This is a genomic window from Pseudomonas sp. P4_C4 (assembly GCF_056402055.1).
Map to the genome: position 1 here is coordinate 1 of NZ_JBFUID010000082.1, position 23,314 is coordinate 23,314.

General features: G+C 62.0%; 25 protein-coding genes. 17 read left to right on the plus strand and 8 right to left on the minus strand.

Going from position 1 to position 23,314, the window contains the following annotated elements; genetic code table 11:
- Nucleotides 1-454: 454 nt before the first annotated feature.
- The 3 genes from AC1DXW_RS28145 to AC1DXW_RS28155 form a co-directional block, all read right to left on the minus strand.
- The gene (locus tag AC1DXW_RS28145; protein WP_477754186.1) at nucleotides 455-1,249 is read right to left on the minus strand and encodes a carbohydrate deacetylase; all 795 of its coding nucleotides are present in this window, start codon (nucleotides 1,247-1,249) and stop codon (nucleotides 455-457) included.
- Between the two features lie 247 nt (nucleotides 1,250-1,496).
- Nucleotides 1,497-2,537: an AraC family transcriptional regulator gene (locus AC1DXW_RS28150; protein WP_477754187.1), complete on the minus strand. Its 1,041-nt coding sequence runs from the start codon at nucleotides 2,535-2,537 to the stop codon at nucleotides 1,497-1,499.
- A gap of 160 nt (nucleotides 2,538-2,697) precedes the next feature.
- Nucleotides 2,698-3,636, minus strand: coding sequence for a LysR family transcriptional regulator (locus tag AC1DXW_RS28155; RefSeq protein WP_477754188.1), 939 nt, complete (start codon nucleotides 3,634-3,636; stop codon nucleotides 2,698-2,700).
- Between the two features lie 97 nt (nucleotides 3,637-3,733).
- Here AC1DXW_RS28155 and AC1DXW_RS28160 point away from each other — a divergent pair, with 97 nt between their 5' ends.
- Nucleotides 3,734-4,633: an AraC family transcriptional regulator gene (locus AC1DXW_RS28160; RefSeq protein WP_477754189.1), complete on the plus strand. Its 900-nt coding sequence runs from the start codon at nucleotides 3,734-3,736 to the stop codon at nucleotides 4,631-4,633.
- Here the strand turns inward: AC1DXW_RS28160 and AC1DXW_RS28165 are convergent, their stop codons facing one another.
- Both AC1DXW_RS28165 and AC1DXW_RS28170 read right to left on the minus strand, forming a co-directional pair.
- Nucleotides 4,634-6,061, minus strand: a complete 1,428-nt coding sequence (locus tag AC1DXW_RS28165; RefSeq protein WP_477754190.1) for a mechanosensitive ion channel domain-containing protein — start codon at nucleotides 6,059-6,061, stop codon at nucleotides 4,634-4,636.
- A 139-nt stretch (nucleotides 6,062-6,200) separates the two neighbouring features.
- Nucleotides 6,201-7,220 (minus strand): alpha/beta hydrolase, encoded by a 1,020-nt coding sequence (locus AC1DXW_RS28170; RefSeq protein WP_477754191.1) that lies wholly within the window; start codon nucleotides 7,218-7,220, stop codon nucleotides 6,201-6,203.
- A gap of 142 nt (nucleotides 7,221-7,362) precedes the next feature.
- Between AC1DXW_RS28170 and AC1DXW_RS28175 the strand changes: the two genes are divergently transcribed.
- Entirely contained in the window at nucleotides 7,363-8,259 is an 897-nt protein-coding gene (locus AC1DXW_RS28175) for a LysR family transcriptional regulator (protein WP_477754192.1), read from the plus strand.
- A 163-nt stretch (nucleotides 8,260-8,422) separates the two neighbouring features.
- On the opposite strand, the gene AC1DXW_RS28180 is transcribed toward AC1DXW_RS28175, so the two are convergent.
- From AC1DXW_RS28180 to gspG, 3 genes are all read right to left on the minus strand, one after another.
- The gene (locus AC1DXW_RS28180) at nucleotides 8,423-8,977 is read right to left on the minus strand and encodes a hypothetical protein (protein WP_477754193.1); all 555 of its coding nucleotides are present in this window, start codon (nucleotides 8,975-8,977) and stop codon (nucleotides 8,423-8,425) included.
- Nucleotides 8,978-9,132: 155 nt separating this feature from the next.
- Nucleotides 9,133-10,320, minus strand: coding sequence for a type II secretion system F family protein (locus tag AC1DXW_RS28185; protein ID WP_477754194.1), 1,188 nt, complete (start codon nucleotides 10,318-10,320; stop codon nucleotides 9,133-9,135).
- Between the two features lie 14 nt (nucleotides 10,321-10,334).
- On the minus strand, nucleotides 10,335-10,769 hold the full coding sequence (gene gspG, locus AC1DXW_RS28190) for a type II secretion system major pseudopilin GspG (RefSeq protein WP_477754195.1): 435 nt from the start codon (nucleotides 10,767-10,769) through the stop codon (nucleotides 10,335-10,337).
- A 195-nt stretch (nucleotides 10,770-10,964) separates the two neighbouring features.
- Here gspG and AC1DXW_RS28195 point away from each other — a divergent pair, with 195 nt between their 5' ends.
- The 15 genes from AC1DXW_RS28195 to AC1DXW_RS28265 all read left to right on the plus strand — a co-directional run bounded on the left by AC1DXW_RS28195 (nucleotide 10,965) and on the right by AC1DXW_RS28265 (nucleotide 22,888).
- The gene (locus tag AC1DXW_RS28195) at nucleotides 10,965-11,573 is read left to right on the plus strand and encodes a lytic transglycosylase domain-containing protein (RefSeq protein WP_477754196.1); all 609 of its coding nucleotides are present in this window, start codon (nucleotides 10,965-10,967) and stop codon (nucleotides 11,571-11,573) included.
- Nucleotides 11,574-11,918: 345 nt separating this feature from the next.
- On the plus strand, nucleotides 11,919-12,227 hold the full coding sequence (locus AC1DXW_RS28200; RefSeq protein ID WP_477754197.1) for a hypothetical protein: 309 nt from the start codon (nucleotides 11,919-11,921) through the stop codon (nucleotides 12,225-12,227).
- A 12-nt stretch (nucleotides 12,228-12,239) separates the two neighbouring features.
- Nucleotides 12,240-12,896: an SCO family protein gene (locus AC1DXW_RS28205; protein WP_477754198.1), complete on the plus strand. Its 657-nt coding sequence runs from the start codon at nucleotides 12,240-12,242 to the stop codon at nucleotides 12,894-12,896.
- Nucleotides 12,893-13,300, plus strand: a complete 408-nt coding sequence (locus tag AC1DXW_RS28210) for an SCO family protein (protein WP_477754199.1) — start codon at nucleotides 12,893-12,895, stop codon at nucleotides 13,298-13,300. Before AC1DXW_RS28205 ends, AC1DXW_RS28210 begins: the two co-directional genes overlap by 4 nt.
- A gap of 9 nt (nucleotides 13,301-13,309) precedes the next feature.
- Nucleotides 13,310-14,596 carry an ABC transporter substrate-binding protein gene (locus AC1DXW_RS28215; RefSeq protein WP_477754200.1) on the plus strand — a complete coding sequence of 429 codons (1,287 nt, stop codon included), beginning with the start codon at nucleotides 13,310-13,312 and terminating at the stop codon, nucleotides 14,594-14,596.
- Between the two features lie 391 nt (nucleotides 14,597-14,987).
- Nucleotides 14,988-15,521, plus strand: a complete 534-nt coding sequence (locus AC1DXW_RS28220) for a response regulator (RefSeq protein ID WP_477754201.1) — start codon at nucleotides 14,988-14,990, stop codon at nucleotides 15,519-15,521.
- A gap of 84 nt (nucleotides 15,522-15,605) precedes the next feature.
- Nucleotides 15,606-17,312, plus strand: coding sequence for a GspE/PulE family protein (locus tag AC1DXW_RS28225; RefSeq protein ID WP_477760735.1), 1,707 nt, complete (start codon nucleotides 15,606-15,608; stop codon nucleotides 17,310-17,312).
- Nucleotides 17,293-18,096 (plus strand): hypothetical protein, encoded by an 804-nt coding sequence (locus tag AC1DXW_RS28230; protein WP_477760736.1) that lies wholly within the window; start codon nucleotides 17,293-17,295, stop codon nucleotides 18,094-18,096. The genes AC1DXW_RS28225 and AC1DXW_RS28230 overlap by 20 nt, the downstream gene beginning before the upstream one ends.
- Nucleotide 18,097: 1 nt before the next feature.
- Complete coding sequence (locus AC1DXW_RS28235; protein ID WP_477760737.1) at nucleotides 18,098-18,643, plus strand: PilN domain-containing protein; 546 nt, start codon at nucleotides 18,098-18,100, stop codon at nucleotides 18,641-18,643.
- On the plus strand, nucleotides 18,630-19,178 hold the full coding sequence (locus tag AC1DXW_RS28240) for a pilus assembly protein PilO (RefSeq protein ID WP_477754205.1): 549 nt from the start codon (nucleotides 18,630-18,632) through the stop codon (nucleotides 19,176-19,178). The genes AC1DXW_RS28235 and AC1DXW_RS28240 overlap by 14 nt, the downstream gene beginning before the upstream one ends.
- A complete protein-coding gene (locus AC1DXW_RS28245; protein WP_477754206.1) occupies nucleotides 19,178-19,696 on the plus strand; it encodes a hypothetical protein in 519 nt (172 codons plus the stop codon). Before AC1DXW_RS28240 ends, AC1DXW_RS28245 begins: the two co-directional genes overlap by 1 nt.
- A complete protein-coding gene (locus tag AC1DXW_RS28250) occupies nucleotides 19,693-21,519 on the plus strand; it encodes a secretin N-terminal domain-containing protein (protein WP_477754207.1) in 1,827 nt (608 codons plus the stop codon). Before AC1DXW_RS28245 ends, AC1DXW_RS28250 begins: the two co-directional genes overlap by 4 nt.
- Before the next feature lie 2 nt (nucleotides 21,520-21,521).
- The gene (locus tag AC1DXW_RS28255) at nucleotides 21,522-21,995 is read left to right on the plus strand and encodes a type II secretion system protein (protein WP_477754208.1); all 474 of its coding nucleotides are present in this window, start codon (nucleotides 21,522-21,524) and stop codon (nucleotides 21,993-21,995) included.
- Nucleotides 21,996-21,999: 4 nt separating this feature from the next.
- The gene (locus tag AC1DXW_RS28260; RefSeq protein WP_477754209.1) at nucleotides 22,000-22,374 is read left to right on the plus strand and encodes a type II secretion system protein; all 375 of its coding nucleotides are present in this window, start codon (nucleotides 22,000-22,002) and stop codon (nucleotides 22,372-22,374) included.
- Nucleotides 22,349-22,888 (plus strand): type II secretion system protein, encoded by a 540-nt coding sequence (locus AC1DXW_RS28265; RefSeq protein WP_477754210.1) that lies wholly within the window; start codon nucleotides 22,349-22,351, stop codon nucleotides 22,886-22,888. The genes AC1DXW_RS28260 and AC1DXW_RS28265 overlap by 26 nt, the downstream gene beginning before the upstream one ends.
- Nucleotides 22,889-23,314 lie beyond the last annotated feature (426 nt).

The window sequence follows — 23,314 nt, forward strand, 5'->3', positions numbered from 1 at the left end:
AATGAGCTTGAACGTGCTCGTTTATAACTTGAAACGGGTGATGAAAATCCTCGGCGCGCAGAATCTGATGAAAGCGCTGGCGGCCTGAAAAGCCCCCTGTTTTGCCCGATGGACGAGCTGAGAAGCGTTACTAGTGGCATTAAAAGCGGGTTGGAGCTACGAAGAACGCTTTAGGTGTAATTAGCCAGCCAAACATCGTCGACGCTACGCGTCGACGATGTTTGAACCAGTTTTTACACACTCTGGGCCATGGATGGCCGATGGCACCGAACGTCAGGGGCAGAGCCTTTTGGTTACTTGGGGCCGGGCGGCGTTCCGCTTTTCCAAAGTGACCCGCCGTAAGGGCGGAACCATCAGTGGCCGTGACCGCAGAAACGGATATGTACACCTACAAAATACTCATCGCCCAACACATAGCCATCGCGAGCAAGCCCGCTCCCACAGGGATTGCGGATTACTCCAGAACGGCCCGCGCACGGTGAGGCACAGCATCGCCCGCAGCGGTATAGGCCACCCTCGGCACACCCGGCAAACGCTGTTCCAGCAACGCACTCAAGGACTCTCCCGGTTCCAGGTAGGCATCGCCGAAGTCGGCGCCGAGCTGGTTCGGGTGGGCGACGATTTCCAGCAGTCCGTCGGGTGGCGGCTCAGCGTTGCGCAGATCCACCGGGGTGCACACGTAGTCGGCGGTGGCGCCGGCCAGGTTGCTCAGGCGACGGTTGAGCAGGTCCTTGAACACGCGCTTGGGCAAGCTGAGGTTTTGCCCCAGGTTGCGCGCCAGACGCACCGGCACCCCCTGGCGGGCGGCGAAGCGCGCGACGATCTCGCCGATCGGCCAGATGTTGTGCACGTGCTGATGAGAGTCCAGGTGGCTGGGGCGCAGGCCGTTGTCCAGGCAGCGCTGCCACTGGGCTTCGAGTTCTTCCAGTACGGCGTGGCGATCCCGGCGCCCGAGCCAGAGGCGGGTGCGGGACAGGTTGAGGTCGAACACGCCGGCACTGTCGCAAAACGTCGGGCGTTGCACAATGCTTTGGCTCAATGGACGGCCGTAGGTCAGGTTGAAGTGCAGGCCGATGCGGCCTTCGAGCAATGGATGCCGGGCCATGGCACAGGCCGCTTCGAACGCCGGCATGTTGGCCATGGCGGTGGCGGAGCTGATGAGCCCGGCCTGGAACGCGCCCAGGATCACTGCGTTTTCGCAGGCACTGAGGCCGAAATCGTCAGCGTTGACTATCACTTGCCGGGGCATGTTTACCCTCCTTGAGGTTTTCCGTAGGCGCAGGCCTTTTGACAACAGGTGTTGCGCCGGGCGCCGGGGTGGCGACTGCGGCTTCTGCGCGGCGGGCGCGCCCTCTCTGGAACCGAAGCCATCCTGCGACATCCGACCCGTGACAACCGCTGTCAGGATTCTGGACACTCAACCCACTCATCATTTGTAGCTGGAAACCGGGGGGACGCAAAAATCCAAAGCTCCCGTGGCGCACGAGCGTGGTTTCTCATAGACCTTGCCGGCTTCGCCAGGCACCCGGCGCGCACCCCAGCCAGCGCAGGCATGCACGGTTGAAGCTTTGCACATCGCTGTAGCCCAGACGGTCGGAAATCTCCACCAGTTCCAGGTCGGTCCCCTGCAGAAAGTCTTCGGTGCGGTAGCGGCGGTATTCGTCGAGCAACTCTGAAAAACTCCAGCCCAACGCCTTCAAGCGTCGGGCGGCGGTGCGCTCGAGCAAATGCTGGGTGGTGCAGAATTGCTGCCAGCTGGCCTCGGCGAGGTCGACGATCAAATGGTCGCAGACTTGTTCCAGCAAGGTCGGTTCGCTGTTGCGTCGGGTCTGCTCCAGCAGCTCGACCAGCGTGTGTTCCAGTTCATGATTGCCCGGCGTCAACGGGATCACGAACAGCTGTGGATCGAGGCGGATCGAGTGCTGCGCCTGCCCCCATTGCACCGGTGCGCGAAAAGCTTGTTCATGTTCCTGCGGGTTGGCCGTGCAGGCACCGGCCAGCCCGACGCCCAGAACCGGATCACGCTCCAGGCCGCTGGCGAGGAATTTGCGCCGCAACATGCTGCACAGGCTGATGAGGATGTAATCGGCGGTTGACGCGCTGGTTTTCACGCTGCCGCGGTCGAGCAGGTGCAATTCGACGCTGTCGTCGCCGCGCACGATCCGGGCCTGGAAGTGCCCGTTGAAAAACGGAAAGAAACGCACGAAATACTGGCAGGCGCTGTCCAGTGAGTCGGCCACGTCGAACAGGTACGTCAGGCCGTTGGTGGCGGTGGAAACGAATCGCCGACCGGCCGCCAGGCCGATCCGCGGGTCGCCGGTCTGTTCCAGGGCAAACGCCCAGAAGCGCCGCGATATGAACAGAGGAATGCGCATGAATGGCGTGCGCAACTCGAACAGGCTGCGTCGCAACAGGCCTTCGATGCGTTCCCGGTCCACACCGCGGGCCAGCAACTCTTCGATGGCCGGCAACAGGGTCGGCGCGTAGAACGCATTGGGTATTGATTGGTCGTGCAGTGGCTGATCGCTTTTTGTCATGTAGGGCTCACAGCTTGTTGCGGAACACTGGTCAGGCTGGCCGACGTTAAGCGATTTGCCGGAGCAAGACCATGCTTGATTTACGCCAGCTCGATTTGAACGTGTTGCTCGCCTTCGATGCGATTTACCAGCAGCGCAGGGTCACTCGTGCCGCCGGGATTTATGCAACTTCTTGAGGGGCCTGGTTCGACGCCAGCAAGCGCCGGTCGACCGTCAGCACCGCATCGACCATCGCCAGCGCGGCCGGTGTCAGGGAGTGGCCGGCGCGGCTGACGATGCCGTAGTGCAATTGCAGGCCGGGATCCTCCTTGGGTACATCGGCAAATTCCAGCAGGCGGACCAGGCCCTGGTCGACCAGTTCGGCCAAGGCCTCCACGGTGGCGATGCCCACCGCGTCGGAGCGCATCACCACGCGGCGGATGGCGTCGAACTGCGCGCATTCCACGCTCGGATTGAAGTCCGCCTCGCCCTGCACGTCGGCGAGGATCTTGCGGATCGTCGGCGGTATTCGCGTGCCAACCACCGCGTAGTCGAGCAGGGCGCGCAGGGACAGATTCTGCTGCTGCGCCAGGGGATGACCGACACGGCAAAAGAACCACCCGCGCCGGGGGCGCAACAGCTGTACCTGGTATTGCGGGTCGCCGGTGAAGTAGCGCGCGTCGGCTACGAGGAATTCGATCTGCTGTTCACGAAGCCAGACCGCCAGTTGTTCCCAGTCGCCCTGGTGGAAACTGATGCGGATCGCCGGATGAGCCTGAATGAACTCCGCCAGCGCTTCGGGCACCAGCACCTGGGCCGGATACGGGCCGCAGCCGAAGCGCAGCTCGCCACCGGTCAGGCCGTTGTATTGCGTCAGTTCGTTGTGCAGGGCCTGGCTGCCAGCGAGCAGGCGCCGGGCATGTTGCAGCACCAGTTCGCCTTGACCGGTCAGGCGGAATTCGCGGCTGCTGCGTTCCACCAGCGCGCAGTCGAGGTCGCGCTCCAGGGTCTGGATGCTGCGACTGAAGGCCGGTTGGCTGAGATTGATCGCCTCGGCGGCACGCCCGAAGTTGCGGTAATCGGCCAGGGCGACAAGGTGGCGGAGCTGTCGTAGGTCCATCATGCGTCTCCTRCATTCAGTGGATACTTTTAATGCATTGGATCGATAGCACAGAGGCTGGCATAAGTACACGCCTGTCCTCTCGCCGTAACCTGCCATGACCAGCCAACCGTTCATTTCCAGCGCCTTCACCCGCACCATTCTCAGCCATGCCCGGCAGTCCGGCCTGTGCCAGGACCAACTGCTGCAACGGGCCGGCATCTGCCTGTCGTTGCTCGAAGGTCAGGACCTGCATGTGCCTGCGCACCTGGTCGAACGCCTGTGGAGTGAATGCGAGCGTGCGGGCGCGGGCGCATCGTTTGGCTGCGAACTGGTCAACGGCATGGCGACCACCGCACTGCGAGGTCTGAACATTCTGCTGGACTCCGCAGCGACCCTGCGTGCGAGCCTGGCATGCTTCACCGATTTCCTGCCACGGGTGACCAACTACGTAGTGGCGGAACTGGAGGAGGGTGACGGGCAGGCCCGCCTGCACTTGCGCGGTGCCGGTCAACAGCCGCATTTTTTCGGCCTCGATGCGGCGACCCTGACGTTGGTGCGCAACATCGCCCGACGCCTGGGACGAGCGCCGGCGCAGGTGTTTGTGGCCGTTCGCCTGACGCCGCAACAGGCTGCCGGGCAGTGGTTGCGTAGCGCCGGTATCGAGGTACTGGAGGGGTCACATCCGTGTTTGAGCCTGCCAGCGGCCAGTCTCGATGAGCCGTTGCTGGGGGCCAATGGGTTTTTGCATCAGAGCATGTTGCGGCACTGGCAGGCTGCTGCTGCGCAACATACCCGCAGTGACAGTCTGGAGTTGGCGCGGCACTGGTTGACGGCAGGTGATCAGCCGATTGAGCGGATTGCCGAGCGGTTGGGGTATCGGCAGCCGAGTAATTTCATTCGGGCGTTTCGTAAGCAGTTCGGGATTACGCCCAAGCAGTTTCGCCTCTGTGATGTATCGGGTCGGCCGGTAGGTCGCCTTCGTCGGAACGCCGCCCGGACCAAGCTCGCTCCTTGATCAACGATTTTGCAACCAGCTCAAAAAACCACCTTTCTTGACCGCCACCGGTTTGGCCATCAATGCCATCCGGCTGTTCTGCTGCCGCACCGCTTGCAGCTTGTTCAACGCCCGGTCGACTTCGCGGCATTGCTCCATGCAACTGCGAGTCAGGGATTTGTCGAGGCGGTAGATGATGCTTGAGGTCAGAGCGGTGAACCGTGCCTGGGACGGCGTGTCGGCAAGAATGCTTTGTTCGCCCATGACTTCACTCGGCCCCATGCGTCCGGCTTCGATCCGCGTGCTGCCATCGGGGACAGTGGCGCTGACCACGCCGGTGGCGATGACGAACAAACTGTCCGGCACTTCCTCCAGATCCAGCACCACCTCACCAGCCGCATATTGCTGTGCCACCATGTTTTGGGCCAGACGATCACGTTCCTCGGCGCTCAGGGAACGGAAGATTTTCACTTCATCGAGCAAGGCCCGTGCGCGGGTCGACGGCTCGATCACGCCATCGGGCTGCCGGGAAATGCCTGCTGCTTCGAGGTGCCGATGGGCCAGGTCGAACAGTTGATTGCGCACTTCGCCCTTTTTGCCCAGTTCGGCGATGAAGCCGCTGGCCACGTATTCGGACATGGTTTCGCCGGCCTCCTTGAGCACGGCTTTCGGCGGTGGGTTGAGCAGCAGACTGCTGCTGCCCTGAAGGGTGCGGTCCAGGGCATCGAGTACCCGACGCGGACGGATGTGGTTGGGCACCTGAATGCTGATCGACACGCCGTGCAGGTTGGTCGGGCGGCTGAGGTTGACGATCTTCGCCTTGGCCGCCACCGAGTTCGGCACCACAGCGGTGCTGCCGGCACTGGTCAGCAGGTGGGTGGCGCGCCAGTCGATGTCCAGCACCTTGCCTTCGACACCGTCGATGGAAACCCAGTCATCGACCTGATACGGCTTGGTGGTGTTGAGCACGATACCGGAGAACACATCGCTCAAGGTGCTCTGCAATGCCAGACCCACCACGATGGCGACGACGCCAGAGGTCGCCAGCAAACCTTTCACTGGCAGCTCCAGCACGTAGCCGGCGGCGGCGACGACGGCAACCAGGAACACCAGTGCGCCGATGACATCCTGCAACAGTCGGCCGCTGTGGCCGATGCGTCGCATCAACACCAGACCGATGACTTCCGTGAGCACCCGCGCGGTGTACAGCCACCACAGAATTCCCAGCGCCGTAGCCCCGAGCTGCGCCACGCGATCATCGGCAAACAATGGCGCCTGCAACGGGCTGACGCCGGCGTTGATGATCACTGCGCTGAACAGCAGAAACAGCGCCAGGCGCACACCGACCCGGCTGACGCGATGCTTGAATGGCGCGAGGTGCCAGAGCAGGGCGTCGATGGCCAGCAGCAGGGTGCTCAGGGACAGGAGATGACTGAGAAGGAAGGACATGTGGGAGCTCCGGCAGAAATGAGGTAGCCGAGATGCAGGCCGCTTTCGTGGCGAGGGAGCTTTTCTGTGGGAGCGAGCAAGCTCGCTCCCACAGAAAAGCCCTTCACCACACAACCAGTGTGCAGTGAAGGGTAGGGACTCACTGCAAATGAGTCTTGAGCTCCAGCGCAGCCTGGCGCACCGCTGCTTTCACTTCGGGAATCTGGCTCAGCGGATTGAGCAGGCCGAAGTCGTGGATCATGCCGTTGTAGCGGACCGAGGTTACCGGCACACCGGCCGCATCGAGGTGGCGGGCATAACCTTCGCCTTCGTCACGCAGTACGTCGAATTCGGCGGTCTGCACCAGTGCGGCCGGCAGGCCTTTGAGCTGTTCGGTGCTGGCGTTGAGCGGTGAGGCATGAATCTGCGCACGTTCGCCGGCGTCGGTGGTGTAGTTGTCCCAGAACCACTTCATCATGTTTTGGGTGAGGAAATGGCCTTCGGCAAATTGCTGGTACGACGCGGTATCGAACTGTGCGTTGGTCACCGGCCACATCAGCAGTTGAAAACGCAGGGCCGGGGCTTTTTGCTCCTTGGCCATCAAGGCCACGACCGCCGCCATGTTGCCGCCGACGCTGTTGCCGGCCACTGCCAGGCGCTGACCATCGACGCCGATCTGTTTGCCATGCTCGGCCACCCAGCGCGTCGCGGCGTAGGCCTGGTTGATCGCGGTCGGGTAATGCGCTTGCGGCGACGGTGTGTAGTCGACGTACACCGCGACCGCGCCGGAACCCACCACCAGGTCACGAATCAGGCGCTGGTGAGTCGGGAAATCCCCCAGTACCCAACCGCCACCGTGGAAGAACATGAACACCGGCAATTCACCTTTGACCTTGGCCGGGCGCACCACTTTGAGGTGGAGTGTCTGCCCGTCGACCTTGATCGCTTTGTCGCTGATTTCGACACCGGACAGGTCAACCTTCACCGACGCCTGGGCACCGGTCAGCACCGCACGGGCGTCTTTCGGGCTCAGTTGTTCAAGCGGTTTGCCACCACCGGCGGCGAGGGCTGTGAGGAAGGCCTGGGTGTTGTGTTCGACACCCGGGCTGCCCGCAGCAAACGCGTTGCCGACGGCAAGGGCGAGCAGGGAGGCAGTCAGGGTTTTCTGGACGAGGTTCATGGTCAATTCCTTTTTGATCGTGGGTGTACGCGGTTAGGTAGGAGCTGCAAGGGTGAATTCAACACCGTGAACACAGATTAATAGGGTGCCTGGAAGGGAAAAAGCGGCTATAAAGTGTTTGACTGTCAACCGGGAAGTGACAATGAACCCCTTCGAAGATATGCGTATTTTTTGCCAGGTGATGGACTCCGGCAGTTTCACGGCTGCCGCCGATCAATTGGGCCTGTCCAAGCAGTTTGTCAGCCGCCGCTTGATGCAACTCGAAGAGCGCCTGGGCGTGCGCTTGCTCAATCGCTCGACCCGGCGGCTGGACGTCACGCCGCTGGGGCAAAGCTATTACGAGTCAGCCTTGCGCCTGCTCAGCGAAGTCGAACAAGTGGAGCAGGGCATCGCCGGCCAGACCACCGAGCCACGGGGGACCATTCGTGCGAGTGCGCCGCTGTCGTTCGCACTGGCGCATCTGGGGTGCCTGTTGCCGGTGTTTTTGCAGCGCTATCGCGACGTGACGGTGGAGATGGATTTGAGTGATCGCCCTGTGGATTTGCTCGGTGAAGGTTACGACCTGGCATTGCGCATTGGCACACTGGAAGACTCGACGCTGATCGCCCGACGCATTGCCTCCATTGAACGGGTGTACTGCGCAAGCCCCGCGTACCTGGTCGAACGCGGCACGCCGCTCAAGCCTGAAGATTTGCACGGACACGACTGCCTGCCGTACGGCCATGGTCGTCAGGTGCAATGGCGTTTTGCGGGGCAGGGCAAGCCATTGAGCGTCAATGTCAGCGGGCGGATGCGGGTCAACAACGGTGAACTGCTCAAGGACGCAGCGATCGCCGGGCTGGGGATCACCTATTTGCCGACGTTCATTGTCGGTTCGGCGCTGAAGGATGGAAGGCTGGTGGAAGTGCTGGAGGATTTCAGGCCGCAGCCGCTGACGTTGTCTGCGGTCTATCCGCAACACCGGCAGAGTTCGCGGCCGGTGCAGGCGCTGGTCGAGTTCTTGCGCGAACGGCTGGATCGGCTTGAGGGTGGGTTGTAGAGCGGCTGGTTGTCTGAGCCACATTGGCCACTGTGGGGAACTTGTTCGCGATGACATTCGATCATTCAACATTTCTGTTGCCTGACACTCCGCTATCGTCGGAACGCCGCCCGGAGCAAGCTCACTCCCACAGGGTTTTGTGTTGTATGGATTTCAGGGGGAATCAGGTCCTTTTGTCATCGCCGGGCTCGGCATGGGCACCACGATCATCTCCAGGTTCGCCATTGGCATGGACGCCACGGTCATCGCCGGGTTCGCCATTGGCATGGACGCCACGGTCATCGCCGGGTTCGCCATTGGCATGGACGCCACGGTCATCGCCGGGCTCACCATTGGCATGGACGCCACGGTCATCGCCGGGCTCGCCATTGGCATGGACGCCACGGTCATCCCCAGGTTCATCATGGGTGCCGCTGCGTCCTGAGGACGAGGCCGTTCCGGAGTGGCTCGAACCGCTGTTGGCACTGCCATGACCGCTGTTGCTGCCATGGTCGCCGCTATGGCCGCTGCCGCTGTTGCCACCACTGCCGCTTCCACCGTGACTGCCACCGCCGCCACTACCGCCACCGCCACCGCCACCGCCACCGCCGCCACCACCACTACCCCCATCCTTGGCCTGAGCAGTGGATACTCCGGACAGGCTGTCCGGAATCAATACGGTAGACGCCGACAGAACCGCGCCAATAGCTACTGCCAGTAAAAGCTTATTGATGAGCATGTCGTTCTCCGTCTTCTTGTTCAGATTGGAACGTTGATGAACATTGCAACGTGCTGCATTTTTCCCATGGGAACTTGTTAAACACCTCGACGGACTGATTTATTCAATGGAAGGTTGAAAAGATGCAACGGGCAGCGCGGCCCTGTTCCATAAGGTCAGTGAATGCTCGAGGCCAATTCGAAAATCGGGATGTACATCAGGATCACGATCACCCCGATCAACAGACCGATGAAGGTCATGAGCAGAGGTTCGAACAGCCGTACGAACCATTCGATCCAGCGGCTGATTTCTTCGTCGTAGAAGTCGGCGCTGCGCTCCATCATCTGCCCGAGGTTGCCCGACTGTTCGCCGGCGCGCAGCAGGCGCAGGGATACCGGAGTCACCAGGTGATTGAGTTCCAGCGCGGTAGAAAGCGATTGCCCCTCGCGTACCCGGTCGCAGGCCTGGTCCAGGCGCGCGCGGGAGGCGACGCTGAGTAAGCCACGGACCATGCCCATGGCGGTGACCAGGGGAATGCCGCCTTGCAGCAGTATGCCTAGCGAACGGTAGAAACGCGCCAGCTCATACATGAAGATGCGCTGGTGCACCGCGGGGAGTTTTTCGATCAGGCGGTCCAGCCCCCGACGAAAGGCCGGTTGGCGCTGGAGCAGGGTGAGGGCGACGATGATGGCCAGCAAGCCACCGAAGAATTCGCCCTGGTGGGTGTGCAGGAACATGCCGCTGCTCATCAGGACCTGCGACATCCACGGCAGGTTCGACCCCAGCCCTTCGAATACCAGGCTGAAGCGCGGTACGACGTAGCCCATCAAAAACAACACCACGCCACCTCCCACCACCAGCAACAACATGGGGTAGATCGATGCGCTGACGATCTTCTGGCGAACCTCGTCCATGCGCTGGCGATAGCTGACATACCGGCCCAGGGCATCGCCCACGGCGCCGGTCTTCTCACTGGACTGCACCAGCGCCACATACAAAGGCGGGAAAACCGCCGATAGCTGCCCCAAGGCCTGGGAAAACGATTTGCCCTCGTACAGCAAGCGCACCAGCTCGCTCAGGGTCTTGCGGGCTTGTGGCGCGTTTTCTTTTTCCGCCAGGCTTTCCAGCGCATCGATCAACGGCAGGCCGGCGTTGAGCAATGTGGTCAGTTCCTGGCTGAACAATACCAGGTGGAAGGTCTCGCGCTTGTGCAGGCGCAAGGCTCGCCAATGTCGCTCGGCGTGCAGGCTGACGACTCGCAGGCCCTGGTCTTCGGCGATGCGCCTGGCTTCGCTGTGTCCCGGCGCCTCGACGGTCATTGAGACGACACCGGCCTTGCCGACGGCTTTGAGATGAAAGCGCATGGTCGCTTTTCCCGTCAGTTCCAGTTGGTGACTTCGGCGTTCTCGCCTTCGCCGCCGGGTTGCCCGTCCTTGCCCAGGGACAACAGGTCGTACTCGCTGTTTTCACCGGGATAGCGATAGTTGTAGTTGTGGCCCCAGGGGTCTTGCGGGAGTTTTTTCTGCAGGTACGGGCCGGTCCAGCGCGGTTCATCGGCGGGGGCAGTGACCAGCGCCTGCAAGCCCTGTTCGGTCGACGGGTAGTGGCCGACCTCCAGGCGGTAAAGGTCCAGGGCTTTGCTCAAGCCTTCTATTTGCGCCTTGGCCACTTTCACTTCGGAACGGCCCAGTTGGGCGAAGTACTTCGGCGCCACGATGCCGGCCAACAGCCCCAGTACCACCAGCACCACCAACAGTTCGAGCAGGGTGAACCCGCTTTGGGGGCGCCGGGCAAAACACGGTCGCTGATTCATGATGACCTCCCTCAGTTGACAGCAGAGTCGCTATACAGGCGCATGCAATTGCCATGCTCATGACTGGACATCCTTCTGCACCCCCTGTGCTACGGGCCTTTTCACTTACGGCACAGTGTTTGCGTATGGCTGTTTTACTACCGGCCACTGGGGCAATACCCCCATTTTTCGGGGCCGGGCAGGGGAGGCATGCCAATGAAAGCCATCACCGCAGGATTGCTCGGATTACTCGCGCTCGCTGGCGCCGCACAGGCCGATGTGTTCGTTTCCCTGGACGCCAAGGGCAACTATGTCCTGTCCAATGTCCACCGCCCTGGACGCCACTATGAACGGGTGATCCATGAGCCCGAAGCGACGGTCGTCAGCCTCGACCAGCAACCGCAGATGATCGCCGCGCAACCCTACGCCGAGCTGGTGTCGGCGGCGGCCACGGCCAATGAACTACCGGCGGCGCTGCTGCACGCAGTGATCAAGACCGAATCCAGCTACAACGCCCGCGCTACCTCACCCAAGGGCGCTCGCGGACTGATGCAGTTGATGCCCGCCATCGCCCGCGAAATGGGTGTGACCAACGCCTACGACCCCAAGGCCAACATCCAGGGTGGCGCCCGCTATCTCAAGCGCCTGATGACGATGTTCGACAACGATATCCGCCTCGCCGTGGCCGCCTACAACGCCGGCCCGCAAGCGGTGCTCAGCCGGGGCAACGTGGTCCCGCCGTTCGCCGAAACCCAGCGTTATGTGCCCAACGTGCTGAACCAGTATCGGCGTTTACAGGGGTTGTCCGCGGATGCGCCGCTGTGATCGAGACCCAGGGGGTGGTTTCCCCAATAGTGGGGAATGGCGGCCCCGGCGAGAAAATGGGGGTCGGGTGGGGAATATCCCCCCGTTTATCCATTCGTGAATATATCCAGCTGATTAATAAGGTGATTTTTTATGGCATGCGGATTGCTGTGGACAACTTGTCGAGAGGTGTTCACTGATAACCCGCAATGAGGCCCGAGTTCATGATCGGCGTATCTCACGCTCCGTCCCTGATTATTTGGCTGTTGTTGGTGACATCGATGCTCGGCATCGCGATTGCCAGCTAGCCCCCCCCGTGGGAGCGAAGCTGCACGGGGCACGGAGATTCTGAAGGGGAGTTTTGATATGGACAGGACCACCACAATCGCTGGCAGCGCGGTGATTCTCGGGATGGCCTTGATCGGGTTCGGGGTATGGCGGACCGCGCCCCCGACTGCGCTCGACGAAATCACCTTGCCCGATACCTGGAGCGACCGGACGCTGGAACGTGAAGGGATTGCGGTGGCCCTCGATGTAAAGCCCCTGGCCAAGGACGGCGTACTGCGTGAGGGCGGCATTGCCGACGTGCAATTTCGAGTGACGGACAAAACCTCCGGTCAACCCTTGTCTGGCGTCGCGCCGGGTGTTCGGGCCATTCCCGGCGATACCCACTGAGAGGAAGCTGACATGAACCGATTCGCGCATCGCGGCCTGCTGACGTTCGGTCTGTTGGCCTTCGGTATCGGCCAGGCGCTGGCTCACTCGGTGGACGAGCCCACCGGGCACGACATGGCGGCCAGAGAGGCCAGCCCGGAGACCGCCCGGATCAAGTTTGCCGACGTGACCCTGCTGGACCAGAACGGCAAGGTCGTCAGCCTGGAAAAAGACCTGGTGAGCAACAAGATCGTGGTCATGGGCTTCATCTACACCAGCTGCACTACGGTCTGCCCGGTGGTGTCCTCGATCATGGGCAAGGTGCAGAAACAGTTGGGCGCGCGGGTCGGCACCGAGGTACAGCTGGTGTCGATCAGCATCGACCCGCAGCGTGATGATCCCCAACGCCTGAACGACTACGCCCGCACCTTCCAGCAGGGGCCGGGCTGGAGCTGGCTGACCGGCTCGCCGCAGTCGGTCACTGCCACCCTCATGGGCTTGGGCGCTTACAGCGGTGACGTCGAGAACCACTCGCCGCTGATTCTGGTGGGGGACGGCAACAACCGTTTCTGGACCCGCTACTACGGTTTCACCGACCCGACGGAGCTGGCCCGGGCCGTCGAGAAGCTCAGGGGTGAACGCAACGCCCACGCCAAGCACACCGCCATCGCCATGGAGCATCAGCCATGAGAGTCATCGACTGGTTCGCTCCGGGCGTCTGTCACGGCATTTTCAGTTCAATGGAATTTGCCCACGAAGGGCATGAACAGGCCGCGCCGACGGTGGCCGACGGCATCACCTTTATCTCCCTTACCAGTGATCCGCTGCGGGACACCCCGGCGGTACTCGAGGCTTACACCTTGAAACAGGGCGTCGATGACCCCCACTGGTTTTTTCTTACCGGCGACAAGGCGCAAATGGACCTTGTCTTGGGTCGCATCGGCCAGATCATGCCGACCCTCGAGCAACACTCCACCCAGTCGATCGTCGGTGACGTGGCGAACAAGCTCTGGAGCAAAATCCGTCCCGATGCTCCGGCAGCCGCCATTGCCCAGCGCTTGCAGGTGCTGACAATGCCTGTGGCCGATAGCTGAGCCACGGCCATGAATACTGCCCTCGTCCTTGGCCTGCTACTTCTGAGCGGCATCACGCTCAGCGTCCAGGCGCTGCCGCTGAGCCTCAGCGAAAGTGCCGGCAAGCGCTTGTACGGCGAAGGTCTGTCTGCCAGCGGCGAACCGGTCATGGCCCGGGTCGGTGCATCGAACATGGTGCTGCCGGCCAAGCGCCTGGCCGAAGACCGCGATTCGGGCCTGACCCCCGACAGTCTGTACCTGGGCACGTTGTTGCCGGCCACCGGACCATTGAGCGAAGAGGGCGCCACGGTGGCATCGGTGCTCAACGGCTGCGTGGCGCGTATCAACGAGGCGGGCGGAATTCATGGCCGGCAGTTGCGCCTGACCATCCTCGACCCCGGCGCCGACCGCGCCAGTGCCGAAAAGGCGCTGGACCGGTTGATCGAAGAAGAGCAGGTGTTTGCCCTGATTGCACCGCTGGCGCCGGCATTGGACATGGACCTCGCCGTGCGTCTGGAAGAGGCCGGCATTCCCCTGATCGGGCCGCTGTCCTTGCAGGGCACGCCCCACCACACCAGCCGGCAGATATTCGAACCGCTGCCGGGGCTTCGCGAGCAATTGATCGCCCTGGCCGATTACGCCGGTGCCAGCCTGCGGGTGCTGCAGGGGCCGACGCTGATCGCCTATCCGGACGAATCCGGCCAACAGCTGGCGGCGCAGGAACTCAACCAGTACTTGCAGGGCCACGCCTGGCAAAAGGTGCGTCTGCAAGCCTACGACCCGAGCAGGGATGATTTGCCCTTGGGCTCGCGCTCGGTGTTTTACCTGGGCAGCAGCAGCGGCTTCAGTCGACTGGCCGAGCGCTTGCAAACGGCGGGGCAGGTGCCTTACCTGTTCGCCACCTCGAACCAGGTGGCGGGCAATCTGATGCAGGTGCCCAGCGGATTTTCCCGGCGGGTGTTCCTGGCCTATCCGTTCGTGCCCAGCGACTGGACCCTGGCCGGGCGCCAGGCCTTGACCCAGTTGCGCGAACACCAGGGCCTCGGTGACCAACACGCGGTGCTGCAAGTGGGCGCGTTCAGTTCGATGATGCTGCTCAGCGAAGGCATGAAGCAGGCCGGGCGGGATGCCAGTCGCGAGAAGCTGATCAGTGCGCTGGAAGGCCTGCATGACTTCGAYACCGGGCTGACACCACTGATGAGCTTTGGTCCTGGCCGGCGCCTGGGCTTGAGCGGTGCCCATATCGTAACGGTGGATCTGCCGAACCAGCGTTTCTATCTGGTCGCCCCCTATAAACCCGCTGCTGCCACGCCCTGACCGGAGGCCGATCATGAAACCCAACACTTTGCTGGTCCTGCTGCCGCTATGGGTGCCCGGTGCAGACGCTTCCACTGTCGTAGCCGCGCGGCTACGCTTAACCGTAATGAGGGCGTCGGCGCAATTGAGCCCGCGCAATCGAATCGAGCGGATTGACGATGAATAGGGGAGGGTCCCCAATAGTGGGGGAAAAAACGTCAATGCCAATCCGGTCGCTTTCCCCGTTTTTGGGGGATGGAATGGCTGTACGAGTAGGCATTGTTTTTAAATTCAAGGACATGAAGACCTGAAAATACCGGTACCCAGCCTGGCGTGAAGTGTGCATAAGCCCTGTCAAGGCGTGCACTCAGCCAGGTTCAAAACCCGGACCTGAGGTTTCAAGGAGTCCACCTTGTTAAACAAAGTACTGGTTGTTGATGACGAACAGTTGCTGGCGGAAAATCTCCAGGGTTACCTGCAGGCGCAAGCACTGGAAGTCCGGATTGCCCACGACGGTGCACGAGGAATCGCTGTAGCTGACGATTTCGCACCGGATGTGATGGTGTTCGATTACCGCTTGCCCGATATGGAAGGCTTTCAGGTGCTCGATGCCGTCCGCCAGAACAGGATGTGTCATTTTGTGCTGATCACAGGGCACCCCACCGCAGAAGTCTGCGAGCGGGCCCGGCAAATGGGAGTCAGCCATATCCTGTTCAAACCCTTTCCATTGGCGGAATTGGCCCGTGCAGTGTTTGATCTTCTAGGCAGGCGGCGCGAGCCCAAACCGGGTGTGAGCACTTCCGAAGGATTCGTCGAACGACGCCAGAGCAGGACCGAGAGTTTCCCGCTGCAGTTGTACGACGGTAGTTGGGTGCTTGCAGATCGCCGAAAAAGTACATCGGCCTCCATGGCACCAGACGACGAACAATTGCTCACCGGGGAGTAGTGGCGCGACAGGACGTTCCGGCCCCCGCCGAAATGGCTCGCCGCGCCGACAGGGCTCAAAGCCCGGGGCGTTGGAGAGCAAGCCATGGACCGTCTATCCCTTGCCGTAGAACCGGCGCAACCGGAATGTGTACCGACTCGCTTCACCAGTGAACAATTGGCCCAGGCCCGAGCCCTGGCCACCAGTTCCGGCGAGCGGATGCTGGACGCCCTCGCAGCGTTGAGTGAACTGGCTCCCATGCCCTTCATCCGGTGCCTGGGCGTCACTTTGCATTATCCGGTGCTCGACACCGACAGCCTGTTCAGTTCCACCCCGGTGTTCGACCGGGTGACCCTGGCCCAGTGCCTCAAGCGTGAATTCATCCTGCTGCGTCACGACGAGTCGGTCATCGGTGTGTTCGCCGACCCCTTCGACAGTGCGCGCCTGGCCTGGATCGATGAATGCCTGCACGGCGCGCCGCTGTACCTGGTGCATGCCGATGACCTGAAGGCCTACCTGGCGCGCCACGAAGAAAGCTTCCATGCGGTGGAGTCGCTCAACGCCCAGAGCGACGCCGGCGCCGAGATCGATAACCTGCAAAGCCTGTCCCTGACCAGCATCAGCGAAGATTCCAGCGTGGTGGTCAAACTGGTCAACTCGACCCTGTACGACGCGCTGAAAATGCACGCCAGCGACATCCACCTCGGTACCACCGGCAGCGGTCTGGTAATCAAGTACCGGATCGACGGCGTGCTCAACAACATCAGCAAGATCCAGGGCAGCGAGTTCGCCGAGCAGGTGATTTCCCGGGTCAAGGTCATGGCCGAACTGGACATCGGCGAAAAACGCGTGCCTCAGGATGGTCGCTTCAAGATCGGCATCAGTGGCCGGCAGATCGACTTCCGGGTGTCGATCATGCCGAGCATTTTCGGCGAAGACGCAGTGCTGCGGGTGCTCGACAAACAGGACCTTGCCGACAAGGTCTGTGGCGTGCAATTGCAGGCCCTGGGCTTTGAAGAAGAAACCCTGCGCCAGCTGCGCCGGCTGGCCGCCGAACCCTATGGCATGGTGCTGGTGACCGGGCCTACCGGTAGCGGCAAGACCACCACCCTGTACGCGATGATCACCGAGATCAACCACGGCGTGGACAAGATCATCACCATCGAAGACCCAGTGGAGTATCAACTGCCGGGCGTGCTGCAAATCCCCGTCAACGAGAAGAAAGGCCTGACGTTCGCCCGGGGCCTGCGCTCGATCCTGCGCCATGACCCGGACAAGATCATGGTCGGTGAAATCCGCGACCCGGACACCGCACAGATCGCTGTGCAATCGGCGCTCACCGGTCACCTGGTGTTCACCACCATTCACGCCAACAACGTGTTCGACGTGATCGGCCGTTTCACCCAGATGGAAATCGACCCCTACAGCCTCGTCTCGGCACTCAACGCCGTGCTGGCCCAGCGGTTGATCCGCCTGGTCTGCACCAGTTGCAGCAGCCCTTACAGCCCGACAGAAGAAGAGCTGGAGGTCTCGGGGCTTGATCCGCAAAAGGTCGCTCACTACCAGTTCGTCCACGGCAAGGGCTGCGGGCATTGCCGGGGCACCGGTTATCGCGGGCGTAGCGCGATTGCCGAGCTGCTGCACCTGGACGACGAACTGCGGCAAATGATCGTCGAGCGCCAACCCATTTCGAAAATCAAGGCGCATGCCTGCAAACGTGGCTTGCGCCTGTTGCGCGAGTCGGCGCTGGAGATGGTGGAACAAGGCCGGACCACTCTCGAGGAGATCAATCGTGTCACTTTTGTCTCGTGAGCAATTCGTTGCCGTGCTCGGCGCCAGCGGTGTTGGCCTGGGGCAACGGCAAGGCAGTGCTACCCGTTGGCTGGGCAGCGTCGGCTACATCGACGAAGGCTTCCAGGCCTGGACGGTGGCTCTCGACACTCTCGACCATTTGCTGGCCGATCACACCGTTGCCAGGGCGGAACTGACCGTGGTGATCTCCGGGCACTTCAGCCGCTATTGCCTGGTGCCCTGGAGCGAGCAGATCAGCAGCCCAGCCGAATTGCTCGGCTTCGCCCAACTGTGTTTCGAAGACCTCTACGGTGCCCCGACGCAACCCTGGAGCCTGGTGCTCTCGCCTGAGCCCGCCGGTTACGACCGCATCGCCACCGCGCTGCCCCAGGACTTGCTCGAACGCCTGCGCACCCTGGTCAGCGCGCGCGGATTGCGCCTGCGTTCGGTGCAGCCGTACCTGATGGCGGCGTTCAACCATTTCGATCATAGCTTTGATGCCGGGGACTTCCTGTTCGTGGTCGCCGAACCGGTACGCAGCGTGTTGCTGCTGGCCCGGGAAGGGCGCTGGACCTCGGTGCGTTCGGTGGGCAGCAGCGACAGCGATGCCGCGCTGACTGCGCTGATCGGCCGTGAAAACCAGTTGCAGGCTTCCTCGAGCGAACGACCGTTGAATGTCTACCTGCATGCACCGGCGCGCATCGATTCGCCTCCCGACGTGCCCGGTGTGCATCTGCGCAACCTCGAAGAAGACCGGACAGCCGTACGCGATTGCCTGTACGTCATGTCTCGGGCGGTGGCCTGACATGCGCCCCCTGATGCTCGACTTTCAGCCGCGGCGCCGTGCGGGTCCCCTGGGCTGGAGCCTGCTGGCCGGTGGCGTGGTGCTGACCCTGACTTGCGCTCTGGTGCAACAGCATCTGAGCAACGAGGCCGAACAACAGCAAGGCCACCTGCAAACCACACAGCGGGTGCTCACCGGCGATACCGGCAGCAAGCTCAGCCTGACTCCGGCGCAAATCCGCGAGCAGGCGCAGAACCTGGCCGAAATGCGCAAGGTCTCCCAGCAGTTGCGCCGTCCCTGGGAACGTTTGTTCGCCACCCTCGAAGCCATGCCGCGGGACAACATTGCCCTGCTGACCCTGACCCCGGACGCCCGCAAAGGCCAGGTGCGGATCAGCGCCGAGGCGCTGGACCTGGACGCCATGCTCGATTTCCACCGCCGCCTCGAAGCCAGCGACGAGCTGTCCGACGTGTCGCTGCTGAGCCACGAAATTGTCGCCGACGTGCCGGAACACCCGGTGCAATTCAACCTGTCGGCTACCTGGGAGATCGGCGATGCAAATCCATAAATTGATCGTCCACGAATACCTGCAAGGCCTGGGCGTTCCAGGGCTGGCAGGGTTGGCCATGCTGGTGCTGGCGCTGAGCTATGGCCTGGTCGGGTTGCTGCCGGACTGGGAGTCGCTGCAAAGCCTCAGCCAGCAGACTCGCGAGGCTACCGAGTATCTGGCCAAGGTCGAAGACGGCACCGTAGCTGCGCCGGTGGTGCCGCAGCGCCAGCTCGACGATTTCCGCAGCAAGTTGCCGTCCCAGCCTCAGGCCACCGTGGCCATCGACAAGATCTACGCCCTGGCCGCCCAGGAACACATCACCTTGTCCCGGGGTGAATACTCCCTGGGCGTGGACCCCAAGACGCACCTGGCCCGTTATCAGATTCTGCTGCCGGTACGCGGCAGCTATCCGCAACTGCGGCGTTTCCTGCACGCCTTGCTCGGCCAACTGCCGGCGGTGGTGCTGGAGGATGTGGAGTTTCAGCGCAAGAAGATCGCCGATACCGACCTGACCGGGCGGATCCGCATGACCCTTTACCTGTCGAGGTCATGATGAATACCAGGCGAATGGTGGGGTGGGTGGCGTTCTTCGCTGCAGCGGCAGCGCTCGCCTGGTTCCCCGAATACTTCAAACAGGCTGACGACAGCGACCCTGTGGTGGCCGCCGTGACCACGCCAGCCAAGGTCAAGGCCCCGGGCACATCGGCGGCAGCATCGAGCGCCGCGGCGGTAGCGCCGATCAAGGACCTGAGCCCGGCAGGCGACCTGTTCGCCGCCCGCAGCTGGAAAGCGGCGCCGGCCCCCGGCACCGTCACTGAACAATCGGTTGTCGCGACTCCGGTGGTGCAAGTCCCCACTGCACCGCCATTGCCCTTCCAGTTTGTCGGCAGGCTGGATGACCGTTCCGATTTGCAGGTGTTTTTGCAGAGCGGCGAAAAAATCTACGTCGTGCGCAAAGGGGATGTCATCGACGAAACCTGGCGGATCGAGCGGATTTCCAAAGAGGAACTGAGCCTGGTCTACCTGCCTCTGCATTTATCGCAGACCTTGTCTGTGGGGAGTACGGAATGAACAAATCCCGTTTGCTGATGAGCCTGTGTCTCTGTGCAGGGCTGGCCGCGTGCAGTTCGGCGCAGATTGCCAAGGATGAAGCTTCCGCCCTGATGGAATCCGGCCAATACGAAGCCGGTCTGGCTCGCATCGAACAGGGATTGCGTGAAAACCCTCGCGATACCGATCTGCACATGGCCCTCAACAACGGTCGGGCCCGCGCCGTGACGGCGCTGCTCACCCAGGCCGACATGGACCGGGCCCAGCGCAATTTCGCCGGGGCCCGCATGACTTACAGCCGGGTCTTGAACATCGAACCGAACAACCGTCGTGCCCAGGATTCCCTGCGCCAGCTGGACTACCTGCGCAGCATGGACGAGAAACTCGAACTGGCCCGTGGCGACCTGCGTCGCGGTGACATCTACGGTGCCGACCGCCAGGTCAAACAGATTCTCGAACTGGACCCGAAGAACGACGGCGCCCTGGAACTGCAAGACAGCATCCGCCTGGTGCAGAGCCGCAACGTAGTGCAGTACCCGCAGCTGCGTACGCGCCTGGACCGGCCGGTGACCCTGGAATTTCGCGATGCCAACCTGAAAACCATTTTCGAAGTGCTGTCCCAGGTCGCCGGCCTGAACTTCATCTTCGACAAGGACCTGCGCCCGGACATGAAAGCCACGATCTTCGTGCGTGACGTGCGTATCGAAGACGCCGTGGAACTGCTGCTGCAACAGAACCAGCTGCATCAGAAAGTGGTGAACGAAAACACCTTGCTGATCTACCCGGACTCGCCGCAGAAGATCAAGGATTACCAGGAGCTGGTGATGCGCACCTTCTACCTGACCAGCATCGATGCCAACACGGCGCTGAACATGATCAAGACCATGCTCAAGACCCGCGACGTGTTCGTCGATGAGCGCCTCAACACCTTGACCATGCGCGATACCGGTGATGCGGTACGCATGGCGGAAAAACTCCTGCAATCCCAGGACCAGTCCAACCCGGAAGTGGTGCTGGAAGTGGAAGTGATGGAAGTCGCCCGCCAACGCATTCTCGACCTTGGCCTGCAATGGCCCAATACCTTCGGTGTGGTCAACAGCGACGGGTCGGCGGTGACCATTCTCGATCAGCTCAAGGGCATCGACTCCAGCCGCATCACTATCTCGCCATCGCCGCAGGCCAAGATCAATGCCCAGGACAAGGACATCAACACCCTCGCCAGCCCGGTAATTCGGGTGAGTAACCGCGAACAGGCGCGCATCCACATCGGCCAGCGCGTGCCGATCATCAGTGCCACCTCGGTGCCTTCGACCCAGGGCCCGGTGATCACCGAAAGCGTGACCTACCTCGACGTCGGTCTCAAGCTCGAAGTGCAACCCATCGTGCACCTGAACAACGAAGTGGCGATCAAGATCGCGCTGGAAGTCAGTAACGCCACGCCGCTGACGCCGACCGCTCAGGGCACCATTCCGGTCCAGGTCGATACCCGCAACGCCCAGACCACCCTGCGTCTGCATGACGGCGAAACCCAGATCCTCGCAGGGCTCGTGCGCAACGACCACGGCGCCACCGGCAACAAGATTCCCGGCCTTGGCGACATTCCCGGCCTGGGTCGCCTGTTCGGCAGCAACAAGGACGACGTCAGCAAATCCGAACTGGTGCTGTCGATCACCCCGCGGATCGTGCGCAACCTGCCGTACCAGAGCCCGTCTGACATGGAGTTCCCGACCGGTACCGAAACCAGCATGCACATCCAGGCACCGGACCGTTCGATGAGTACGACGGTTCAGACCGGCCCCATGAGCGCACCGATCGCCACCACCGTTACCGTTGGGAAGCCTTGATCATGAACGCCTCGCAACGCGGTTTCAGCCTGGTCGAAGTCGTGGTGACGCTCGCTCTGGTCGGCCTGCTGGCCGGCATGGCCGCACCGCTGACCGAGACGGTGGTGCGCCGGGGCAAAGAGCAGGAACTGCGGACTGCGCTGTACGAGATCCGCGATGGCATCGACGCCTACAAACGCGCCTTCGACGCCGGCTACATCGAGAAGACGCTCGACAGCAACGGCTACCCGCCGAACCTGAAAGTGCTGGTCGATGGTGTGCGTGACGTGCGCAGCGCCAAGGGTGCCAAGTTCTACTTCCTGCGGCGCATCCCCCGTGACCCGCTGGCAACCGTCAAGCGTGACGACGGGGGCGGCTGGGGCCTGCGTTCCTATGACAGTTCGGCTGAAGACCCGCGGGAGGGCCAGGACGTCTTTGACGTTTACTCCAAGGTCCGGGGCAAGGGTCTCAATGGTATTGCCTACCGAGAGTGGTGAGCCTATGCGTCGGCAAAAGGGTTTTACCCTGATTGAACTGATGGTGGTTTTGGCAATCATCGCGACCCTGATGACGATCGCCTTGCCACGCTACTTCACCAGCCTGGAGGCCTCGAAAGAGACCACCCTGCACCAGAGTCTGTCGTCCATGCGCGAGGCGCTGGATCACTACTACGGGGACACCGGGCGTTATCCCGATTCCATCGAACAGCTGGTCGAACTGCGGTACCTGCGTAACCAGCCGCTGGACCCGATTTCCGAGCGCAAGGACACCTGGGTCATGGTCGCGCCACCGGATGGCGTGGCGGGCGGGGTGGCCGATATCAAGAGTGGAGCCAGCGGGAGGGCGCGTGATGGCAGCCTGTATTCCGAGTGGTAAGCCATCGGGCCAGGATGGTTTCACCTATCTGGGTGTGCTGTTTCTGATTGTCGTGATAGGCATGGGCCTGGCCAGTGCCGGCGAGTTGTGGGCCACCGCTTCGCGCCGGGATCGCGAAAACCAGTTGCTCTGGGTCGGTACGCAGTATGCCCAGGCACTGCGCAGCTATTACCGCAGTTCGCCTGGTGTCGCCCTGTACCCGAAAGAACTCGCGGACCTGTTGCAGGACGAGCGTTTCCCGTCGGCCAGGCACCATATCCGGCAGTTGTACCCGGAGCCGATGACCGGTGGCGAATGGGAGCTGATACGCGGTATCGACGGACGGATCAGCGGTGTGTACTGCCCGTCCACCGAGAAGCCGCTCAAGCAGGTGAACTTTCCCAGCGAGTGGTCGGACTTCAACGGCATGGCCAGCTACAAGGACTGGCAGTTCGTGGCCGAGAAAGCCTCCCTCGAAGATACCGGCGGGCCGCCGAAAGCACAGTCCACCGAGCCTCAGGCGTTTCAGCCTTGAACCGCAGGAGCGGGTTTGACAGCCAACACATTTCCGTAAGATGTACTTGGTCTAATTGTGGGAGCGGGCTTGCTCGCGAAGGCGGCCTGCCAGCCGACACATTTCTTTCAGATGTGCCCAGCCCAACTGTAGGAGCGAGCCTGCTCGCGATGGCGGCCTGACAGCCGACCTGTCTTTTGTTGATTGAGTACATATCCGTTGCTGCGGTAACGGCCGCTTATGGTTCCGCTCTTACAGCGGGTCACTTTTGGCAAACGCCCCAAAAGTAACCAAAAGGTCTCGCCCCTTACGTACGGCCCCTCGCTGAGGCTCGGGGTTCCTTCGCTCCGGTATTCATCCGGGGGCATTGCCCTCCGGTCGGCTTCGCTTCGACCTACATGCAATGAGTTCGACTGCGTCGAACGGCGCTGCGCGCCCATCCCCGGA

Bases quoted from the DNA above. Each gene is read 5' to 3' on its own strand.
- AC1DXW_RS28200 (WP_477754197.1), top strand. From the start codon at position 11,919: ATGGACAGGACCACCACAATCGCTGGCAGCGCGGTGATTCTCGGGATG.
- AC1DXW_RS28180 (WP_477754193.1), bottom strand. From the start codon at position 8,977: ATGCTCATCAATAAGCTTTTACTGGCAGTAGCTATTGGCGCGGTTCTG.
- AC1DXW_RS28160 (WP_477754189.1), top strand. From the start codon at position 3,734: ATGACCAGCCAACCGTTCATTTCCAGCGCCTTCACCCGCACCATTCTC.
- AC1DXW_RS28210 (WP_477754199.1), top strand. From the start codon at position 12,893: ATGAGAGTCATCGACTGGTTCGCTCCGGGCGTCTGTCACGGCATTTTC.
- AC1DXW_RS28155 (WP_477754188.1), bottom strand. From the start codon at position 3,636: ATGGACCTACGACAGCTCCGCCACCTTGTCGCCCTGGCCGATTACCGC.
- AC1DXW_RS28205 (WP_477754198.1), top strand. From the start codon at position 12,240: ATGAACCGATTCGCGCATCGCGGCCTGCTGACGTTCGGTCTGTTGGCC.
- AC1DXW_RS28250 (WP_477754207.1), top strand. From the start codon at position 19,693: ATGAACAAATCCCGTTTGCTGATGAGCCTGTGTCTCTGTGCAGGGCTG.
- AC1DXW_RS28185 (WP_477754194.1), bottom strand. From the start codon at position 10,320: ATGCGCTTTCATCTCAAAGCCGTCGGCAAGGCCGGTGTCGTCTCAATG.
- AC1DXW_RS28170 (WP_477754191.1), bottom strand. From the start codon at position 7,220: ATGAACCTCGTCCAGAAAACCCTGACTGCCTCCCTGCTCGCCCTTGCC.
- AC1DXW_RS28265 (WP_477754210.1), top strand. From the start codon at position 22,349: ATGGCAGCCTGTATTCCGAGTGGTAAGCCATCGGGCCAGGATGGTTTC.
- AC1DXW_RS28175 (WP_477754192.1), top strand. From the start codon at position 7,363: ATGAACCCCTTCGAAGATATGCGTATTTTTTGCCAGGTGATGGACTCC.
- AC1DXW_RS28260 (WP_477754209.1), top strand. From the start codon at position 22,000: ATGCGTCGGCAAAAGGGTTTTACCCTGATTGAACTGATGGTGGTTTTG.
- AC1DXW_RS28165 (WP_477754190.1), bottom strand. From the start codon at position 6,061: ATGTCCTTCCTTCTCAGTCATCTCCTGTCCCTGAGCACCCTGCTGCTG.
- gspG (WP_477754195.1), bottom strand. From the start codon at position 10,769: ATGAATCAGCGACCGTGTTTTGCCCGGCGCCCCCAAAGCGGGTTCACC.
- AC1DXW_RS28255 (WP_477754208.1), top strand. From the start codon at position 21,522: ATGAACGCCTCGCAACGCGGTTTCAGCCTGGTCGAAGTCGTGGTGACG.
- AC1DXW_RS28235 (WP_477760737.1), top strand. From the start codon at position 18,098: ATGCGCCCCCTGATGCTCGACTTTCAGCCGCGGCGCCGTGCGGGTCCC.
- AC1DXW_RS28240 (WP_477754205.1), top strand. From the start codon at position 18,630: ATGCAAATCCATAAATTGATCGTCCACGAATACCTGCAAGGCCTGGGC.
- AC1DXW_RS28195 (WP_477754196.1), top strand. From the start codon at position 10,965: ATGAAAGCCATCACCGCAGGATTGCTCGGATTACTCGCGCTCGCTGGC.
- AC1DXW_RS28225 (WP_477760735.1), top strand. From the start codon at position 15,606: ATGGACCGTCTATCCCTTGCCGTAGAACCGGCGCAACCGGAATGTGTA.
- AC1DXW_RS28150 (WP_477754187.1), bottom strand. From the start codon at position 2,537: ATGACAAAAAGCGATCAGCCACTGCACGACCAATCAATACCCAATGCG.
- AC1DXW_RS28145 (WP_477754186.1), bottom strand. From the start codon at position 1,249: ATGCCCCGGCAAGTGATAGTCAACGCTGACGATTTCGGCCTCAGTGCC.
- AC1DXW_RS28245 (WP_477754206.1), top strand. From the start codon at position 19,178: ATGAATACCAGGCGAATGGTGGGGTGGGTGGCGTTCTTCGCTGCAGCG.